Source organism: Streptomyces sp. NPDC003077 (genome assembly GCF_040611095.1).
GTDB lineage: Bacteria > Actinomycetota > Actinomycetes > Streptomycetales > Streptomycetaceae > Streptomyces.
Map to the genome: position 1 here is coordinate 125,364 of NZ_JBEXNM010000003.1, position 16,675 is coordinate 142,038.

13 protein-coding genes are annotated in these 16,675 nt (G+C 70.9%); 5 read left to right on the forward strand and 8 right to left on the reverse strand.

All coding sequences use genetic code 11. The features are described from left to right. Positions 1–74: 74 nt before the first annotated feature. Positions 75–1,757 (forward strand): fatty acid--CoA ligase family protein, encoded by a 1,683-nt coding sequence (locus ABZX96_RS03305; RefSeq protein ID WP_355536993.1) that lies wholly within the window; start codon positions 75–77, stop codon positions 1,755–1,757. A gap of 213 nt (positions 1,758–1,970) precedes the next feature. Here the strand turns inward: ABZX96_RS03305 and ABZX96_RS03310 are convergent, their stop codons facing one another. From ABZX96_RS03310 to ABZX96_RS03325, 4 genes are all read right to left on the reverse strand, one after another. Further along, positions 1,971–3,293, reverse strand: coding sequence for a cytochrome P450 (locus tag ABZX96_RS03310; protein WP_355536996.1), 1,323 nt, complete (start codon positions 3,291–3,293; stop codon positions 1,971–1,973). Positions 3,294–3,583: 290 nt separating this feature from the next. Then, positions 3,584–4,444, reverse strand: coding sequence for a hypothetical protein (locus tag ABZX96_RS03315; protein WP_355536999.1), 861 nt, complete (start codon positions 4,442–4,444; stop codon positions 3,584–3,586). 25 nt (positions 4,445–4,469) lie between these two features. After that, positions 4,470–4,829: a peptidase inhibitor family I36 protein gene (locus ABZX96_RS03320; protein WP_355537002.1), complete on the reverse strand. Its 360-nt coding sequence runs from the start codon at positions 4,827–4,829 to the stop codon at positions 4,470–4,472. A gap of 407 nt (positions 4,830–5,236) precedes the next feature. After that, the gene (locus tag ABZX96_RS03325; RefSeq protein ID WP_355537005.1) at positions 5,237–5,596 is read right to left on the reverse strand and encodes a peptidase inhibitor family I36 protein; all 360 of its coding nucleotides are present in this window, start codon (positions 5,594–5,596) and stop codon (positions 5,237–5,239) included. 630 nt (positions 5,597–6,226) lie between these two features. On the opposite strand from ABZX96_RS03325, the gene ABZX96_RS03330 reads away from it, so the two are divergent. The 3 genes from ABZX96_RS03330 (at position 6,227) to ABZX96_RS03340 (ending at position 9,080) form a co-directional block, all read left to right on the forward strand. Then, entirely contained in the window at positions 6,227–6,940 is a 714-nt protein-coding gene (locus ABZX96_RS03330; RefSeq protein WP_355537008.1) for a DUF2993 domain-containing protein, read from the forward strand. 599 nt (positions 6,941–7,539) lie between these two features. Continuing rightward, positions 7,540–7,989, forward strand: a complete 450-nt coding sequence (locus ABZX96_RS03335) for a hypothetical protein (RefSeq protein WP_355537011.1) — start codon at positions 7,540–7,542, stop codon at positions 7,987–7,989. A 656-nt stretch (positions 7,990–8,645) separates the two neighbouring features. Further along, on the forward strand, positions 8,646–9,080 hold the full coding sequence (locus tag ABZX96_RS03340; protein WP_355537014.1) for a hypothetical protein: 435 nt from the start codon (positions 8,646–8,648) through the stop codon (positions 9,078–9,080). Between the two features lie 427 nt (positions 9,081–9,507). Here ABZX96_RS03340 and ABZX96_RS03345 read toward each other — a convergent pair whose 3' ends face one another. After that, a complete protein-coding gene (locus ABZX96_RS03345) occupies positions 9,508–10,299 on the reverse strand; it encodes an SDR family NAD(P)-dependent oxidoreductase (protein ID WP_355537017.1) in 792 nt (263 codons plus the stop codon). Positions 10,300–10,859: 560 nt separating this feature from the next. Between ABZX96_RS03345 and ABZX96_RS03350 the strand changes: the two genes are divergently transcribed. Continuing rightward, on the forward strand, positions 10,860–12,080 hold the full coding sequence (locus ABZX96_RS03350; protein ID WP_355537020.1) for a lactonase family protein: 1,221 nt from the start codon (positions 10,860–10,862) through the stop codon (positions 12,078–12,080). 948 nt (positions 12,081–13,028) lie between these two features. Here the strand turns inward: ABZX96_RS03350 and ABZX96_RS03355 are convergent. From ABZX96_RS03355 to ABZX96_RS03365, 3 genes are all read right to left on the reverse strand, one after another. After that, a complete protein-coding gene (locus tag ABZX96_RS03355) occupies positions 13,029–13,991 on the reverse strand; it encodes a trypsin-like peptidase domain-containing protein (RefSeq protein WP_355537023.1) in 963 nt (320 codons plus the stop codon). Between the two features lie 450 nt (positions 13,992–14,441). Then, positions 14,442–15,482 (reverse strand): sphingomyelin phosphodiesterase, encoded by a 1,041-nt coding sequence (sph, locus tag ABZX96_RS03360; protein WP_355537026.1) that lies wholly within the window; start codon positions 15,480–15,482, stop codon positions 14,442–14,444. Between the two features lie 363 nt (positions 15,483–15,845). Next, on the reverse strand, positions 15,846–16,310 hold the full coding sequence (locus tag ABZX96_RS03365; RefSeq protein WP_355537029.1) for a cupin domain-containing protein: 465 nt from the start codon (positions 16,308–16,310) through the stop codon (positions 15,846–15,848). Between the last annotated feature and the right edge of the window lie 365 nt (positions 16,311–16,675).

The following is a 16,675-nucleotide window of genomic DNA, read 5'->3' on the forward strand; positions in this document are numbered from 1 at the left end:
GCCCACCTCCGTATTCGCGGACGCATTCCCGCCGCACCCATCCCACCGTGCCCATCCACCGGAACGGATTTCACGTGGACGAACGAAACGGAACAGAATCCCCCTTCCCGCAGGCCCTCGTCGACGCCTTCCGCGCACACCCGGACGTACCGGCCTTCGAGTACCGCTCCCGGCCCGTCACCCGAGGCGAGGTACTGGACCTGATCGGCCGCTGCGTGACGGGCCTGCGGGCCGCGGGACTCGGCCCCGGATCCTCCGTGGCGCTGGCCACCGACGTCACGCCGGAGGGCTTCGCCGTGCAGCTCGCGGCCTTCGTCCTGGGCTGCCGGGTCACCGGCCTGCGGCCCGGCCTGACGCCCGAACACCTGGGCCAGGTGCTGGCGGACGACATCGACGCCGTGGTGACGGATGATCTGGCGGGGCGGCTGGGGGACGTGGTGGCCGGCGGGCTGGGGCCCGCTGTGACCGGTCGCGGCACCGGCCCCGGACGCGGCACCGAGCCCGGCCGCGCCACCGTGCCGCGGCCGGGCTCCGACTCGCCGGACGCGCCTGCGGCCACCGTCCTGCGTCTGCGCCCCGACCTCCCGGACGCGCCTCCCGTCACCGTGCTGCGCCTGGGTCCCGACCTGCTCGACGCGCACCCGGCCGCGGACGACCTCTCACCCCAGGGCCGCCCCGACGACATCGCCCTCGTCACGCTGACCAGCGGCAGCACCGGGCAGCCGAAGGGATGCGCGCAGACATACCGCAGCATGACCGCGCACTGGTCGTGGCAGCCGGCCCGCTGGACCGACCGCACCACCGCCCTCGCCACGGCCTACGCGCGCTACCTGCTCTTCGGCACCCTCACCAGCGCCGTGATATTCGAGCACCTCGGGCTGTGCCTGCTCGGCGGCGGCACCGCCGTCATCCCCGACCCGCCCCTGAACTTCCCGCACGTCTTTGCGCAACACCGCATCAGCGCCTGCCTGATGACGGTGCCCCGGCTCTACCGCGTTCTGGACACCCTGCGCGAAGAACGCGTCGACACCAGCAGCCTGCGCGCCCTGGTGGTGGCCGGTTCCCCGCTGCCCCCGCACCGGCTCGCGCTGGCCCGCGAACGGCTGGGGCCGGTGGTCTACCAGGGTTACGGGCAGACCGAGGCCGGCATGCTCGCCCTGCTCACCCCCGACGACCTGGCCCGGTGGCCCGAGGAGGCGCTCGACTCGGTCGGCCGTCCCTGGGTCGGCGTGGAGATGGAGATACGGGACGCCGAGGGCCGCCCGGTGCCCAGCGGGGCGAGCGGCGAGATATGGGTCCGCACCGCCACGGCGATGTCCGGCTACTGGAAGGACGAGGAGCGCACCCGCGAGGTGCTGCGGGACGGCTGGATACGCACCCGCGACATCGGCCGGCTGGACCGGCACGGCTTGCTGCGGCTGACCGGCCGGGCGCGCGACGTGATCATCATCAACGCCGTGGTGCACTACGCCGGCGCGATCGAGCGGGCGCTGACCGGACACCCGGACGTCGACGAGGCGTACGTGGTGGGCGCGCCGGACGAGCAGACCGGCGAGGCCGCGCACGCCTTCGTCGTCCCGGCACCGGGACGCACCCCCGACAGCGAGGTCCTGCGCGCCCACGTCACGGCACGGCTGGGCGCGGGGAGCGCTCCGGCCACGGTGACCGTGGTGCGGGATGTTCCGGTGGGGCAGACGGGGAAGCCGGACAAGGGGGCGCTGCGGGCTCGCCTTGACGGCGGGGGAAAACGGCGCTGAGGCTGCGTGGCTGGTGGTGTGCGTCCTGCGCGGAGGAAGGCGGACGCTGTGGGCGCGGACGACAAGTACGGCGAGTACGGAGGGCACGGCGAACATGCGGGCAAGCCGCTGAACCGCTATCCCAAGCCCCGCTGACAGCTCATGAACTGCTACCGCCGGACCCGCGAACAAGCCATACCGCTACCCCAACCCCCATAGCCAAGCCCCCAACCGCTACCCCCGCCCCCGCGAGCTCACGAACATCCGGATGTCCTCGGCCGCCCACATGACGAACCGCTCGATCGGCGTCACCCGATGCCCCGGCACGGCCCGGAACCGGAAGCGCTTGAGCAGGACGGCCAGGACGAGTTCGGCCTCGACCATGGCGAGAGTGGCGCCTTCGCAACTGCGCGGCCCGATCCCGAAGGGGATGTAGGCCAGTTTCGGCCGCTTGGCCACCTCGTCCGGGAGGAACCGTTCGGGGAGGAACTTCTCGGGTTCCGGCCAGTGGTCCGGGTTCATGTGGACGGCCCAGAACGGATAGAAGATCGTCGTCCCGACAGGGAGCTCGTAACCGCCCACGGTCAGGGCCTCGGTCGTCTCCCGCGCGCCGTACGGGCCGGGCGGGTACAGCCGCATCGATTCCTTCAGGACCATGTCCAGGTAGGCGAGCTGCCGCAGTTCGGCGTACTCGGGCGCCGGGCGGTCACCGAGCACACGGTCCAGCTCGTCGGCGACGCGTTCGGCCACCTCGGGATGGCGCCCCAGCAGGTGCAGGGTCCAGGAGACGGCCACTCCGGTGGTGTGGTGGGCGGCCAGCATCGTCACCATGACGGTGTCGCGGATCCGCGCGGGCCGCTCACCGGCTTCGACGAGCGCCCCGATCAGGTCGCTCCGGTCCGCGCGGCTGCCGGGGCGGTGCGCCGCGACCACGCGGTCGACCGTCGCGCGCAGGTAGGCGAGCGCCTCCGACGACCGCTCGGCACGTTCCTCGGGCGTGCCGGGGACCGGCACCTGGTAGAGCCGTCCCAGGTGTTCGGTCAGCACCTCCTCGAAGGCGGCGATGACGCCGTCCGGATCCGCGGCATCACCCCCCAGCGCGTACGCGCAGATCATCCGCAGCGACAGCGCGGTGAGATCCTTCTGCAACGCGACGGGCTCGTGGTCGGCCCGCGCGGCCCAACGGTCCGCGAGCGCCACCGCCAACTCGGTGAACCGCGCGAAGTGCCGCTCGTGGGACGGGCGCCCGGCCAGCACCGACAGCAGCACGCGCCGCCAGGGGACGTGCTCGTCGGCCGGCATCACCTGGAGGTTGCCGGCCTCGCACAGCGGGTCCAGAAACGCGAAAAGCCGCTCCGGGCGCTTGTCGATGTGCGCCGTGGCCTCCAGGAGCACGGGATCGGCGATCGACACGGCCGTCTCCGCGCCCGGGAGCTGGAACCGTACGACGGGCCCGTACTCCGCGTGCAGCCGCAACTGGTAACGGTGCAACCCGCCCGCCGCCGCGACAGCACCCACCCCACCGTCCGACCGGGGCTCGGGACCAGGGATTCGCATGGGCACGCCTCCTCGCCGACAGCCGAGGCACCCCATTTTCCCAGTCCGCTGCGGCCCGTCACCCTTCCCTGTCCGTCACCCTTCCCTGTCCGTCGGCCTTCTGTGCCCGTCGCCCGGCTTGTCCTCGTCCGTCGCCCTTCCCTGTCCGTCGCCTCGGCTCGTCCGCGTCCGTGGCCCTTCCCTTCCCATCGCCTCGGCTCGTCCGCGTCCGTTTTCCCTCCCCGCCCGTCGCCCCGGCTCGTCCTCGTCCGACCCGCTTCACCGCCTGTCACCCGGCTCGTCCGCGTCCGTCATCCCTCCAGCGCCCGGGCCCGCAGCGAGGTCAGCGTCGTGGCGTGCCGCCGGGAGCGTTCCGGCAGTGCGGCCTCGACGCGTTCCTGGGCCGCGCGACTGGCCTCGGCGAGGCGGCTCTCCCGCTGGCAGGTCGCGTCCCGGCCGGCGAGCTTCAGCTCCCGGAGCCCGATGCGCCGCAGGGCGGAACGGTCGCGGCCGGCCCGGTCGACGGCGTTCTGGATCTCGCCGCGTGCCTGCTGGGGGGTCGTGGCCTTCTCGCCCTTCCCGCGCATGCACGCCGCCCACGTCCGCTGTGCCGCGACGAACTCCTTGTCGGCGGTGACTCGCGTGATCACCGTGGCATTGAGGCCCTCCACGGTGAGTTCGGTCTGCTCCCACGCGCCGCCGTACAGGTCCCGCCGTGCGAGATAGACGCAGCCGTCCGTCTTGACGTGCAGGGACGGCATCCCCGGCGCCGTCAGCGTGCGCTCCTTGCGCCCGGTCCCGGTCAGGGCCTGCTGCCAGGCCGTACGGCGCGCGGCGTCCATCCGGTCGAGGAGCTGCCGGTTGGGGTCGGCGGGCGGGCCGGCCAGCGCCGCGGAGGTGAGGCCGTACCCGTCCGTGGCGGCCCGCGCCTCGGTGAGCAGCCCGTAGGGGTTCTCGGCTGCGGGGCGGTTCGCCGGGACGGGGCGATAGGGGAACCCGCGGCGCTTCATACAGGCGGCGACCGCCCGCTCCTCCGCGTCGTGGAGGGCCCGCGCCTGCACGGGGGAGGCGACCGCGGCGCCGCCGAACGGGGCGGGCAGCGCGTCGCCGTCCCGGCGAGCGGGTGCGTCGGCCGCGCACCCGCTCACCGCCAGCAGACACAGAGCGATCATGACCGCTGGTCGAGGACGCACCTGATCAGCACCAGTGGTTCGAGGCGACGTTCTTGTAGAACGCGGTGCCCGACAGGTCCCCGATGCCGTAGCCGCGCGGGATGTTCTGGGAGCTACCGGTGAGGTTCTTGCCGCTGTAGATCCGCACGCTGCACTGGGTCCCGGAGTTGGACACCGAGACCGCGTTGTTGAACTTGTTGTACTGGAGCAGGTTGTTGTTGTTGCCGTACACGGTGCCCGGGTCGCCCGAGTAGTTCTTGGACAGGTAGGCACACAGCGCGCCCGAGGGACAGGCGTCCGCCGCCGCGGGCGTGGCGGCGGTAGCCCCCAGGCCCAGGGCGACCACCGCGACGGTGGCTCCACCGGCGATCAGCTTCTTGAACATGTCGTTTCTTCCTCCCGTTGTGTGGCCGCCGGACGTACGGGACGCCGGCCCGTGGAAGCCGCCTCGCGTCGGCGGGGTCACGCCGTGGTGGTGGGCTTCCTCGTCTACGGCCCGTGCGCCCGGCTCTCCGTCCCCTTGGCCGGAGCGGGGACGATCCTTGAGGAAGTTACTGACGTGTACAAGTCAAAATCTGGCCACTCGGGTACGAGTGCGCTGTTCAGGGCCGTATGAGCTCCAAGCTCCTGTCGGGTACGGGGGCGTCGTTCGCAGCGGGATGGACTGGGGCGGCGCGGGGGGCAGAGGGTGCGGACGGGCGTATGAACGGGGGCCCGGGAGTTCCGGAACTGTGGACGGGTGCGGCGGCACGGGCCCTTGGACGGGGGCGTACGGCGCGGGAGTGCGTCCGCTCAGCAGAACCTGGCCGAGGCCACGTTCTTGTGGAAGGCGCTGCCCGTGAGGTCCGGGATGCCGGAGCTACGGGGGATGGTCGCCCGAGCGCCGGTGTAGCCCTTGCCGGTGTAGATGCTCACGGAGCACTGTGTCCCGGCGTTGAACACGGACACCGCGTTGTCGAACTCGTAAATCCGGAGCAGGTCCCACAGATCTCCCCGCGCCACGCCCGGCTCGCCCCCGTAATGGGGGAGGACGTACGCGCACAACGACCCGGTGGGACACGGCGTCGCGGCGGCGGTCGCCGTCGGGCTCACGGCGAGGGCCAGCCCCACCGCGACGGCCGCGGCCCCGCTCATGGCCTTTCTGTTCGGCATGCGGATTCCTCTCCTGGACTGTTGGTGGCGGCTCGGCGAGGTGCGTATGAGGCGTCGTACGGGTCGGACGGAGCGCGTTCCGGGGCCGGACGAAGTGCTTCCCGGGAGCGGACGATGTGCTTCCCGGGACCGGACGATGCGTGTCCCGGGACCGGACGAAGCGCCGGGAGGACAGTCAGTCGCAGCACCCGGGGATCGATCAGAGCGCTCGGACCGGGCGGCTCGTCACCCCCGCCCCTGGCGGCTCGTCACCCCCGCCCCTCCCGTCCGGTCGTGCCGCCGGACGGTTCCCAGCGGTCCCACGGCCAACGAGCGCAACGAGGCCAGCGAGAGCAACGGCGGCATCATCCGAGAAGCCACGGCACCGGAACAAGGCGCTATCGCGCCACTCGCAGCCGACGGGGGAGTCGTCGGGTAAGCCGACCGGAGAGCCGAGGGGGAGCTGATCGGAGAGCCGGCCGGTGGGGGCTTCGGTCGGCCGAGCACGCTGCCCTCCCTCCCTCCCTCTCCGAACCGCAGCTCCCGCACGCCCCCGCACGCACAACGCCTCGAAGCGGGAGCCCGGCTACGGACCGAGATGACATGGTTGGATCAACCAGCAAGATCACCCCACCCCCGGAAGGCCCCGTCGTGAACCGCAGTGCCCGCAGAATCCTCATCACCCTCGCCGTGCTCGCCGCTGTGGCGGTGGGCGCGGACGTGGGGGCGAGGTGGCTTGCCGAGGGCATGGCCGCCGACAAGATCGCCTCGCGCATCGTGTACGGCGCGGTGCTGACGAACGACACGAAGAAGGCCGAGGTGGACATCCGTGGTTTTCCGTTCCTCACCCAGGTGGCCGGCGGGCACATCGGCGAGGTCGGTGTGCGGCTGACCGACATAGTCAACCCGTACGGCGTTGGGAACTCCTATCTCACCCTCGACGCGATCGACTTCACCGCGTACGGCGTCACGCTGGAGGGCACGAGCCGCGCCGTCGCCGAACGCGTCGAGGGCACCGCCGCCGTCGACTACCCGACGCTGAGCAAGGTGCTGGGCGCGCAGACCCACACCGACCCCGCGACCGGGCGCGTGAGTACGGACCCGGTCACGGTCGCCCCGGCTCCCGGCGGGCGGGGCGACCGGGTGCGCATCACCCAGGGCAACGCGACGGTGGAGGCGAAGATGTCCGGTCGGGACGGGGAGTTGGTGTTCAGCCCCGTGGACGGGAAGGGGATCGGGGAGGTGGCGATCAAGGTGCCCACCGGCGGGGTTCCCGTCCAGGTCGCCGGCGCGTCCGCCGACGCGGACCACCTCAAGATCCATTTCGCCGGTCGCGGGGTGCGCCTGGTCGGGGCGCCGGACTAACGCCGCGCCGGACGGCGTCCGCCCGACCCGTCTCCCCGCCGTCCGGACCGGCCTTCTCATGATGCGGTCCGCTCGTTACGCTCCCGGCAACGCTGGCCCCGGCCCTTGAGGTCCACCGGCCCGCCATCATGGAGCGCGTCGAGCGCCCGCCGGTGCGCTCCACGCTGAGCAAGCCGTTGCTCTTCGAACCCGCCTGATCGTGAGCCGTGGCGCCGACAACACGAGCCGGACGAGCGGCAATTCCGCAATGCGAGCGACGCAACGTGAGCGACGCAATGCCAGCAATGCAATGCCAGCAAAGCAATGCGAAGAACCGGCTGCCGGCGAAATGGGACCGGTGCCGAAAAGCTCGACCCTTTCGAGCAGGGCTTCGTCGACACCCTCCGGGACCGCAGGGAAATGGGGACGCCTAACGCACCCCTGAGTCCCTTTACCAAGCGAACCACGACACATACCTCAAGGCGGCGCGCGCAAGGTCTGCGCAGCGCCGACAGATGGAGACGGCCCGCTCGGTGCCAATAGGCAGATACGGCCCGCTCGGTGCCAACAGGCTGACTCGGTCTGCTCGGCGTCAGCAGGTAGACAGGTAGAACTCCGGTATGAAAGAAGCTGCAGCCATAACCGTCGTAGTGATCCTGATCGCCTGGCTGGTCTGGAACCTGTGGAACCTCGTCCGCATGGCAGCCGACCTGCGCGACGGCTCCTGGCGACGCCCGATGTGGTGGACGCGCCTCTGTTCCGTCGCGCTCTTCGCCGGTCTCGCCTCCTGGACGTGGGGAGCTTTCAGAGGGGGCCTCGACGTCAGGAAAACCTGCCTCTTCGTCCATCATGAGCGCTACGACCAGGCTTATTGGAATTCCCACTTCGAGGAGTTCCAGAAGCTCTTTCCGCTGCACATCAAGTGCAACGCGGACTTCGACCTGGTTCCCGCCTGGGTCAACCCGACCGTCGTGGGCTGCGCCGTCATCGCGGCGATCGCCATCGCTGTCCTCCTGTGGTTCGGCATGACCCACCTCACCAGCGCGTACAGAAAGGAGAAACAGTCATGAGCCTGGCCGGTCTGCCACGGCGCCGGTTCGTCGGCGCCACTTCCGGTGACGCGGTCGCGGCGGCGCTGGTGGATTTCGTGGAGCTGGAGCCTCCTACGCCTTCGAAAGGCGCGCTTCGTAAAGGGCCGACCTCCCTGCGTCGGCTGCCCCGATCCCGTCGTGTCGGCCGCGCGCAACGCGGCGGCACGTCGCCACGAACCAGCCGATGCCGCACGGGCCTCATGCAGCCTCATACGGTCTCATGGCCTCATACGACCTCATGCGGCTCATGCGACCTCATACGGTCTCATGCGGCTCATGCGGCCGAGGGGGCGTGCGCGCCACAGGGATATGACGGGTGCGGAGCGGGCCCGAACAGCGGTGGGAAAGCGCCTCGTTCGGTGCTGTGGGGCTTGCCTCGGCAGGCGAGAAGTCGGGGCTACCGTGCGTACCACCTGGCTCGGTTCGTCGGCCACGGCACCCCCAGCCCAGGCGTGCGGTCCGGGTTCGCCCGGGGCCGGGATGTCAAGCGGTGGTTGGAGTCGTACCCGTACGCCCGGTTTCGTTCCTTGGGGGCGATCGCCCGCCTTTTCCGGGTGGAGGGTTCCGGTAGCTTCTTGCCCGCACGGATTCGTGGCACCTCCCACCAAACCATCCCGAAAGAGGAAGGCACGGACATGGCCAACGTTCCCGTGGAGCCCGGGGTCTACCTGCTCGGCGTGCACATCGGGTTCCGTACCGTCCTGACGCCCGCGCCGCACAGCGTCGACGAGGGCATTCCCGTCTTCGCGCAGCCGGAGCAGGTCCCGCCGCTCCGCCAGGCGATCATCATTCAGCCTGCTACCGGGCCGACCAGCTACTTCCTGAGTCTCTTCCTCAAGCCGCAGATCAAGCTCGCCTACGCCAACGAGCTGGTGTTCGCCCGCGAGGGCTCGCCGGTCCCGTGGACCTTCGACCCGTCCGTCCAGGGCCTGAACATCATCTCCGACAAGGGACTCGCCGTCCGCGCCGAGTTCCCCGGGGCGCAGCTCCGGCTGGCCGAGCAGGAGGACGTCCCGCAGGACACCTGGTCGCTGCACCGCCTGCACCTCCCGATTCCCCCCGGGGCGTAAGAGCCGACGGCCCTGGGACCCCGCAGCCTCTGGCGGGTCGGGGAACCGGAGCCGATGGCGTTCCGCAGCGCGGCCACCGTGCCGTGGGCGAACCGTGGTGGGCACGGCACGGAATTCTTACGGGCGTCGACATGTCGCCCAGGGCCGACCCACCGGCTCTCGCAGCCGGTGGGCCGGCCATCCGCGTTGCCACCCCACGGGAGCTTTCCGCCGTCCCACGGGGGCCTTCCGCCGCCTCACAGCAGCCTTCCGCCGGCGCTACCCCTCGATGACCGTGCAACTGAGCGACGCCGTGCAACTGAGCGACGCCGTGCAACTCAGGGGTGCCGTGCAACTGAGCGGCGCTGTGAAGCTCAGGGATTGCTGTGCAACTGAGCGGCGCTGTGAAGCTCAGGGATTGCCGTGCAACTGGGCGGTGCCGTGAAGCTCAGCGCTTGTGCCGCTGCCTCGCGGCGAGCTGTTCGTTGATCTTCTGGCCGCCCATGCGGCGTTGGACAGCGGCGGCCAGGCCGGGTGCGGCGCCGCTGAGCAGCGCCACGAAGCGCAGACCCAGCGGGGCCACGTCCACTTCGGCGCGGTCCTTCTCGATGGCCTCTATGGTCGCGCGCGCCACGTCCCGAGGCGCGCGGGTGCCCACTCCGCGGGGCAGGGACACACCGGAGTCGGCGAACATGCCCGCGTCGCTGATGAAACCGGGGCACACCGTCGAGACGCCGACGTTGTGGGGCCGCATGTCCTCGCGGAGCGCGAGGGCGAAGCCGCGCATCCCGAACTTGGTCGCGTTGTAGAGGGAGGACCGCCCCGACGCGGCCTTACCGGAGAGGGACGAAATGAAGACCAGGTGGCCGCGACGGCGGGCGGCCATCTCCTCCCCGGCCAGTTTCGCCATCACGATGGGCGCGCGGAGATTGACGTCGAGTGCGCGGTCGATCTCCTTGAGGGAGTAGTCGGCCAGCAGGCCCTGCGCGGGCAGTGCGGCGTTGGCGACGAGCACGTCGATCGGGCCGGCCGCCTCCAGCAGTTTCTCGGGCGCGTGCCGGTCGGCCAGGTCGGCGGGTATGGCCCGGCCGCCCAGCTTCTCGGCCAGCGGTTCAAGGATGTCCGCGCGGCGCCCGGTGAGCACCACCTCGCCACCACGGGCGGCCAGGGCCACGGCCAGCGCCCGCCCGATACCGCCGGTGGCGCCCGTCACCAGCACTTTCGCGCCGTGCAAATCCATGTTGTCCACTCCTGTCCGGGAAGCTGCTGCGGAGGATCTGAATGCCTTGAGCGTTCTTGGGACTCTGCGGGATCTGAGGTCTGCGAGATCTGTGAGGTATGTGAACTCGGCGGACTCTGGGGGGCTCTGAGAACTCCGGGAGCTGCGGGGCCCTGGACGACGGCCGCGTGCGCCCGCCGCTGACAGACCATCAGTAATGAACTCGTCGGCCGGGACGGAGGTTCCCGGTCGGACACGTCGACATCGAGCCGATCGCCGTCAGGCGTGCACGACGCGGCCCCGCGGAACGGCGCGAGCTCGCAGCAGCCAACGGGGCGGAAGAGCGGCCGACGAGGGCGAGGGCGCGGGAACCATTGAGGGCCCGCACCGATGGCGGCAATTGGTCTGGACCTGAGGGTGTCGCGTCGCCATGCTTTTGACGAAGTCATGTCAAGCAATGTGTTCCGAGCCAGCGTGCCAAGCAAGCGCGCAAGCCAGCGTGCCAAGCAATGCACGTCAAACCAACAGACCCAACAGACCCACCAGTCCCACCAGATCCTTCCAGCGACGAAAGGTTCCCCATGTCCCCACACTCCTTGGAGCCCCCCGAGCGCACTCCCCAGGGCTCCGGCTCCCCGCTCGGCCGTCGCTCGTTCATCGGCTCGCTGGGCGCCGGCCTGGTCGGCGTCGCCGTGCTCGGGGGCCACGCCTCCGCGGCGCGGGCCCTGCCCGCGCCCGCCCGCTCGGGGCACGGCGCCGCCGAATCGCGGCAGGTGTTCCTGGGCTCGTACGGCAACGGCATCATCTCCTGCGCGTACGACGCCGCGACCGGCGCACTGACGCGGCGGGGCGGGTTCCCGGCGGTGACCGACCCGTCCTTCCTCGCGGTGGCCCCCGGCGGCAGGGTGCTCTACTCGCTGGACAACGGCGGACGGCAGGGCGCGGTGCGGGCCTTCACCATCGGCGCGGGCGGCACGCTGACCCCGCTGGGCCAGGTGCGCTCCACCGGCGGCGCCAACGTCACCCACCTGTCGGTGCACCCCACCGGCCGTCACCTGCTGAGCGCCAACTACGGCGCCGGCAGCGTCGCCGCGCACGTCCTCAACGGTGACGGCAGCGTCGGCGCGCGGACGGCGCTGGTGCAGCACACCGGCTCCGGGCCCGACCCGACCCGGCAGGAGGGTCCGCACGCACACCAGATCCTCACCGACCCGCAGGGCGCCTACGTCTTCGCCGTCGATCTGGGCACCGACAAGGTCTACACCTATCGGCTCGACGCCGGGAGCGGGGCGCTGCGGCCGGTCTCCGAAGTCCGCTCGGTGCCGGGCGCCGGTCCCCGGCACATGGTCTTCCACCCCACGGCCCCGTACGCGTACGTGGCCAACGAGCTGAACAGCACGATCACCGTCTACTCCTACGACCCGGCGACCGGTGTGCTGACACGAGGCGAGAGCCGGCCCACCGTCCCCGGCGGTTCCGGGTCGGGGCCCCGCAACTACCCGGCCGAGGTGGTGATCTCGGCCGACGGCCGGTTCCTCTACCTCTCCAACCGGGGACACGAGAGCGTCGCCCGGTTCGCCGTCACCGAAGGCGGAGCCGGCCTGCGCCTGCTGGACACGGTGCCCAGCGGCGGCTCCTGGCCCCGGCACATCAGCCTCTCGCCAACGGGCACACTGCTCTTCGCGGCCAACCAGTACGGCAGGACGGTCGGCGTCTTCACGGTCAACCGGGACTCCGGCGCCCTGGCCCCCTCGGGGCAGCCGTTCGCGACCTCGTCCCTGGGATGCGTCCTGCCGCTCTGACGCCGCCCCACCACCACACCCTTGGCCTGACGGTGGAACTGCGCACGGACGGTCAACGACGTCGCCCCGCCGCTCTTGGCATGCTCCCCGGCACGTCCTCCACGGACGTGTCCGATCGAGACAAGGAGCTGAATGATGACCAAGAGGCTCGAACGGCTGGGCAGCCGCCTTCTTGAGCGGTCCGTCCCCAAGGTCGAGGCCGCCGCCTCGGCGATGGACCACTGCAACAGCTGGAGGCAGGCGAAAGCGGGCAGGCGAGAGCACTCCGGCACCCGGAACGGAAGGAAAGAAGGAGATAGGGAGGCGGCCCTATGGCGGCCCGATGGGCGAGCGCGGGACCGACGGGACCCGGCAGTCGACCGCTCGCCCCCGAGCCTGCGGTCAGGGTGGTCACCGGCGCAAGGACGTGAGCATGTCCCGGACAAGGCATCAGCGTCCGGGCCGGTCAGCGCCCTGTCCGAGTGCGCGTCCGGACGCGGGAGCGTCCGCCCCTGGTGGCGGAAGTGCGCTGTGGCTCGCGGTTGCGCGGATCGCACGTGGGTGGAGTCGCCCCCGCGAGGATCGCACGTGGGGAAGTCGCCCGTGATGGCGGCGCGCGCTGCCTCGTCCGCCTGCCGCCAGACGCGACCGAGCCCCGCGTGATGTGCCACGCGGGGCTCGGTTCGCACGATTCCGGAAGGCGGCCCGACAGCGACGCGCGGAGCGCTCGCGCGAGGCCCGGATGTCGCCGGGGACCCGCAGCCGGTCGTGCCGGGCGGCGGCTGGCCGGGACGGGCGGCGGACGGCTGGAGAGATCAGCCGTCAGGCGGACGGCCGCGGAGATCAGCCGTCAGGCGGACGGCGCAGTGCGCATCAGCACAGTACGCATCAGCGAGGTGCGCACCAGCGCAGTACGCATCAGCGGAGTGCGGCCGTCAGTACCTGATGGCCGGCAGGTTCGGCAGTACGTCACCGACGCTCGGCGAACGGCTTGGGCAGTTCGCAGCCCGGTCGGCTCAGGTCCAGCTTGTTGCCGGTGCCGAAGCACTTGTTGATGGTGTAGGTCTCCTGGGCGTAGCCGATGCCCCGGCGTACGGTGACCCGGCCGCTCTCATCGACCTCGCACGGGTTGTTCAAGGTGCACCGTTGGCCGCTCTCGTTGATCGTGTTGTTGACGGCCGTGACCTTGCCGGTGGCCACGTCGACCACCGGGGAGCCGGAGGTTCCGCCGATGACGTTGCAGGGGCTGGTGTAGCGGACGGAGTCCTTCCAGGTCCAGGAGCCTTCCTTGAGCTGGTAGGCGAACCCGTCCACGTTGCAGTTGTAAATCCTCTTCCAGTAACCGGAGACGACGCTGATGCTCGCGCCCTTGACGGGGTGGGTGGTGGCCAGTTCCAGCGCGTTGATGTTGTAGCGCTGACGTATCTGGGCGTAGGTGGAGGAGAGCTCGTAGAGCGAGACGTCCGTGTCGGTCATGGTGCCATACGCGATCTTGGTGGCGCGTACGGTGCCCAGGCTGCCGCCGGACGCGTTGAGCACGGTGAAGCTGCGGCTGGAGGGCCGGTCGACGATGACCTCGCCCGCGCCGGGCATGCCGGTCTCCAGGCAGTGCCCGTTGGACATGACCAGGGCCGGATCGTTGTCGCCCGAGGTGGGCAGGCGGACGATCGAGCCGGAACAGTTGCTGAGCGCCACGGTGCCCGCGAAGTTGACGGCCTTGGCCCGGAGGGCCGGGGCCTGCCGACCGGTGGCCGGGGCCTGCCGGTTCGCGGTCGGGATCTGCTGGAGTGGCCGCGGTGCGAACGCCGTACGAGTGCCCGGCTGTGCCACCGCGTCCGCCGTCGTGGTCGCGCCGGCTGTTCCGGCGGAGCCCACGAGGGCCGCGGCGCCCAGGACTGCCGTGACCAGGGCGCCGACGAGAGGTCTTTTCATGGGGGGTCCTCTCAGATTCCGTCACCGAAGTTCCTTCGGCTTTGTCATGCGCATTGTTGGTACGGATGTTGCCGGTGGCAAGAAATGTGCGGCGAACCCCGTGAAGTTGGCGGGAAATCCACCGTTGCGGTGTCTCGTCCGAGGCATGACAAGTCACAGCGCGGGCGTTGCCGCGAGCCTCGCACTTCACAGAGCCTCGCACCTCACAGAAGGCCGTACGCGGCCACCACCGAGACCGTCACGCGGCGGCCTGACTCACCGTCCTCGACCGCGCCCCCTCCCGGCGCCGGTCACCCCCTACGCCCGCGCCTCCCCCGACGCGGGCCACGGAACGGAACGGACCGGCACCGGCCCCGGCCCGGCCCCGGCCCGGCCCCGGCACCCAGAGCATCCGCGGACGTAGGTGGCGTGCGGGACCCGTTGCTGCCCTTCCCCCTCGCCGCGTCCGGCTCAGCGCGCCACGAGCGGATAGTGGTCGGAGAGGTTGGTATAGGTGTACTGCTTCCCCCAACTCGTCACCGACCACGGGGCGGAGCGCTCGGCGACGACCTCGTTGCGCCAACCGGCGGGCCGGGCGTGGCCGCGACGGTGCAGCACGTGGTCCAGGTCCTCGCGCGGGTCGTCGGGGTAACGGTCGCGCGCGATGGAGTTCTCCCGGGTGTCGAAGGAGTACGGGTGCCCCGTACGCGCGTCGGCCGCCACGAGATCGGCGTCGGCGAGGACCGAGGCGAACTCGGTGTCGCGCGAGTCCACGTTGAAGTCCCCGGCCACCATGACCTCTTCGTCCACCGGAATGTTCTTCGCGTCCAGGAACGCGTCCAGCTCCTTGAACTGCCGGGACCGGACCGCGACCGCCTCCCCCGCCGCGCACCCCGGATCGGTGGACTGGACGTGCGTACCGACCACGTGCACCTTGCTGCCGCCGACGTTCAGTACGGCGTAGGCGAAACCCTTGTTGGACCAGCGGTCGGACCCGCAGGCGTCCTTGTAGATGTACTGCTCCTTGCGCAGCACCGGCCACTTGCTCAGCAGCGTGACCCCGCCGTCCTCGGGCGAAGTGGCCGTATACGCGCCGCCGGTGGCGTCCCAGCCGCTCTTTCCGCGCCCCACGACCGGCGTTTGGTGGGGATACTGCGCCGCCGCGCTCGCCATTAGCGCGTCCGACGACGCGTTGTCGAAAGCCTCCTGGAGCACGACGACGTCCTTGTCCCGGAAGAAGTCCGCGGACGTGATGGCCTTGGCCCGGTGGTCCTGGCCCCAGTTCGGGTAGAGGTTCCGGCTCATCAGGAAGACGTTGTAGGAGAGCACCTTCAACGCGGGAGCCGCGACCGACGCGCTCGGTGCCGGGTTGCTCGGTGCCGGGGTGGCCGATGCCGGGGACGCGGCCGATGCCGGGTGGGCCGCGCCCAGGAGCGCGGTCGCGGCCAGGGCGGTGGCCAGCGCCGTGCCGCGAGCGGTTGCGCGGGGGCGGCGCGATGTGGAGCGGGGCATGCGGAACTCCTGGTGAAGGGTGGGGCGTTGTGTCGCCATCGAAGCAAGCCACACTACTTCCGCGTGATCACTGAGTGATGTCCGGGTGCACGCACCGTGGCGTGCCGGGTGCCTTGGACGATGCCGGCGGTCGCCGTCGACGGTCCCTGTGGCCCGTCCCTGTGGCCCGCCCCTGTGGCCCGTCCCTGTGGCCCATCCCTGTGGTCCGTTCCCTGTGGTCCGTCCATCCCCATGCGCCGACGCCCCGCCCCCACCCCCGTCACGGAGGGCGGGGCGCCGCGCCGCATCGAAGGCGCCCGTGCTCGGCGTTGCCGCCGGCCGGACGGCCTGCGCGGGATAGACGGCCTATGTGGGATGGACGACCTATGCCGAGGGAGGACTGTCCAAGAGCACCACGCCGTACTGCCCCAGGAGGTCGACGTGGTCGGTGTCGGCGCGCGCGTCGGCGGCTCCGACGGACTGGAAGTAGCCCTCGATCGCTCCGGGGTTGTTGATGACGAGGACTTCGGCGGTCGGCGTGATGGTCTGGAAGGTGTGGGGGACGTTCCGGGGCGCGAAGACGTAGGCGCCCGGCTCGGCGTCGCGCACCTCGCACGTGTCGAGCGAGGTCGATCCCACCCAGAACCGGACGCGGCCCGACAGGATCACCCAGCTCTCGTCCTCCCGGCTGTGGCTGTGCAGGGGAGGCGCGTCCTCACGATCGACGGTGAGGCGCATGACGCTGACCGCTCCGCTGGTCTCGGCGTTGGTCACGACCTGCTCGATCACGTTCCTGTAGTAGCGGAAATCAGGGCCGTCGCCTGGGTTCCGGATGAGGGCGATGCTCATGTGAGGTCCTCCTGACGCGTGGCCTCCGGGGTGGTGGTGGCCGGTTGGCGGAGTCGATTTGGTTTACGGTTCAATCATTGCGCGGGACGAGGGCCTCCGCCAGAGGTGAAAACAACTTGGCTTGTTCTGGAGCCGCCGGGGGCGGAGGCTCGTCGGCGCTCCGCCCCGTCATGCATCCATGGACGCACCACCCCGGCCCGGCACCCGCCCCCAGCCCCGACCTGGCCCTCGCCCCCGGCCGGGCTCGCCACCGTCAGCTCCGACTCGGGCTCAGGATCGGGCCGGATTCCGATTCCGACTCCGATTCCGGCTCCGACCCAGACCCAGCCCCAGCCCCAGCCCCAGCGAGGCGCCCGAGCCCTCAG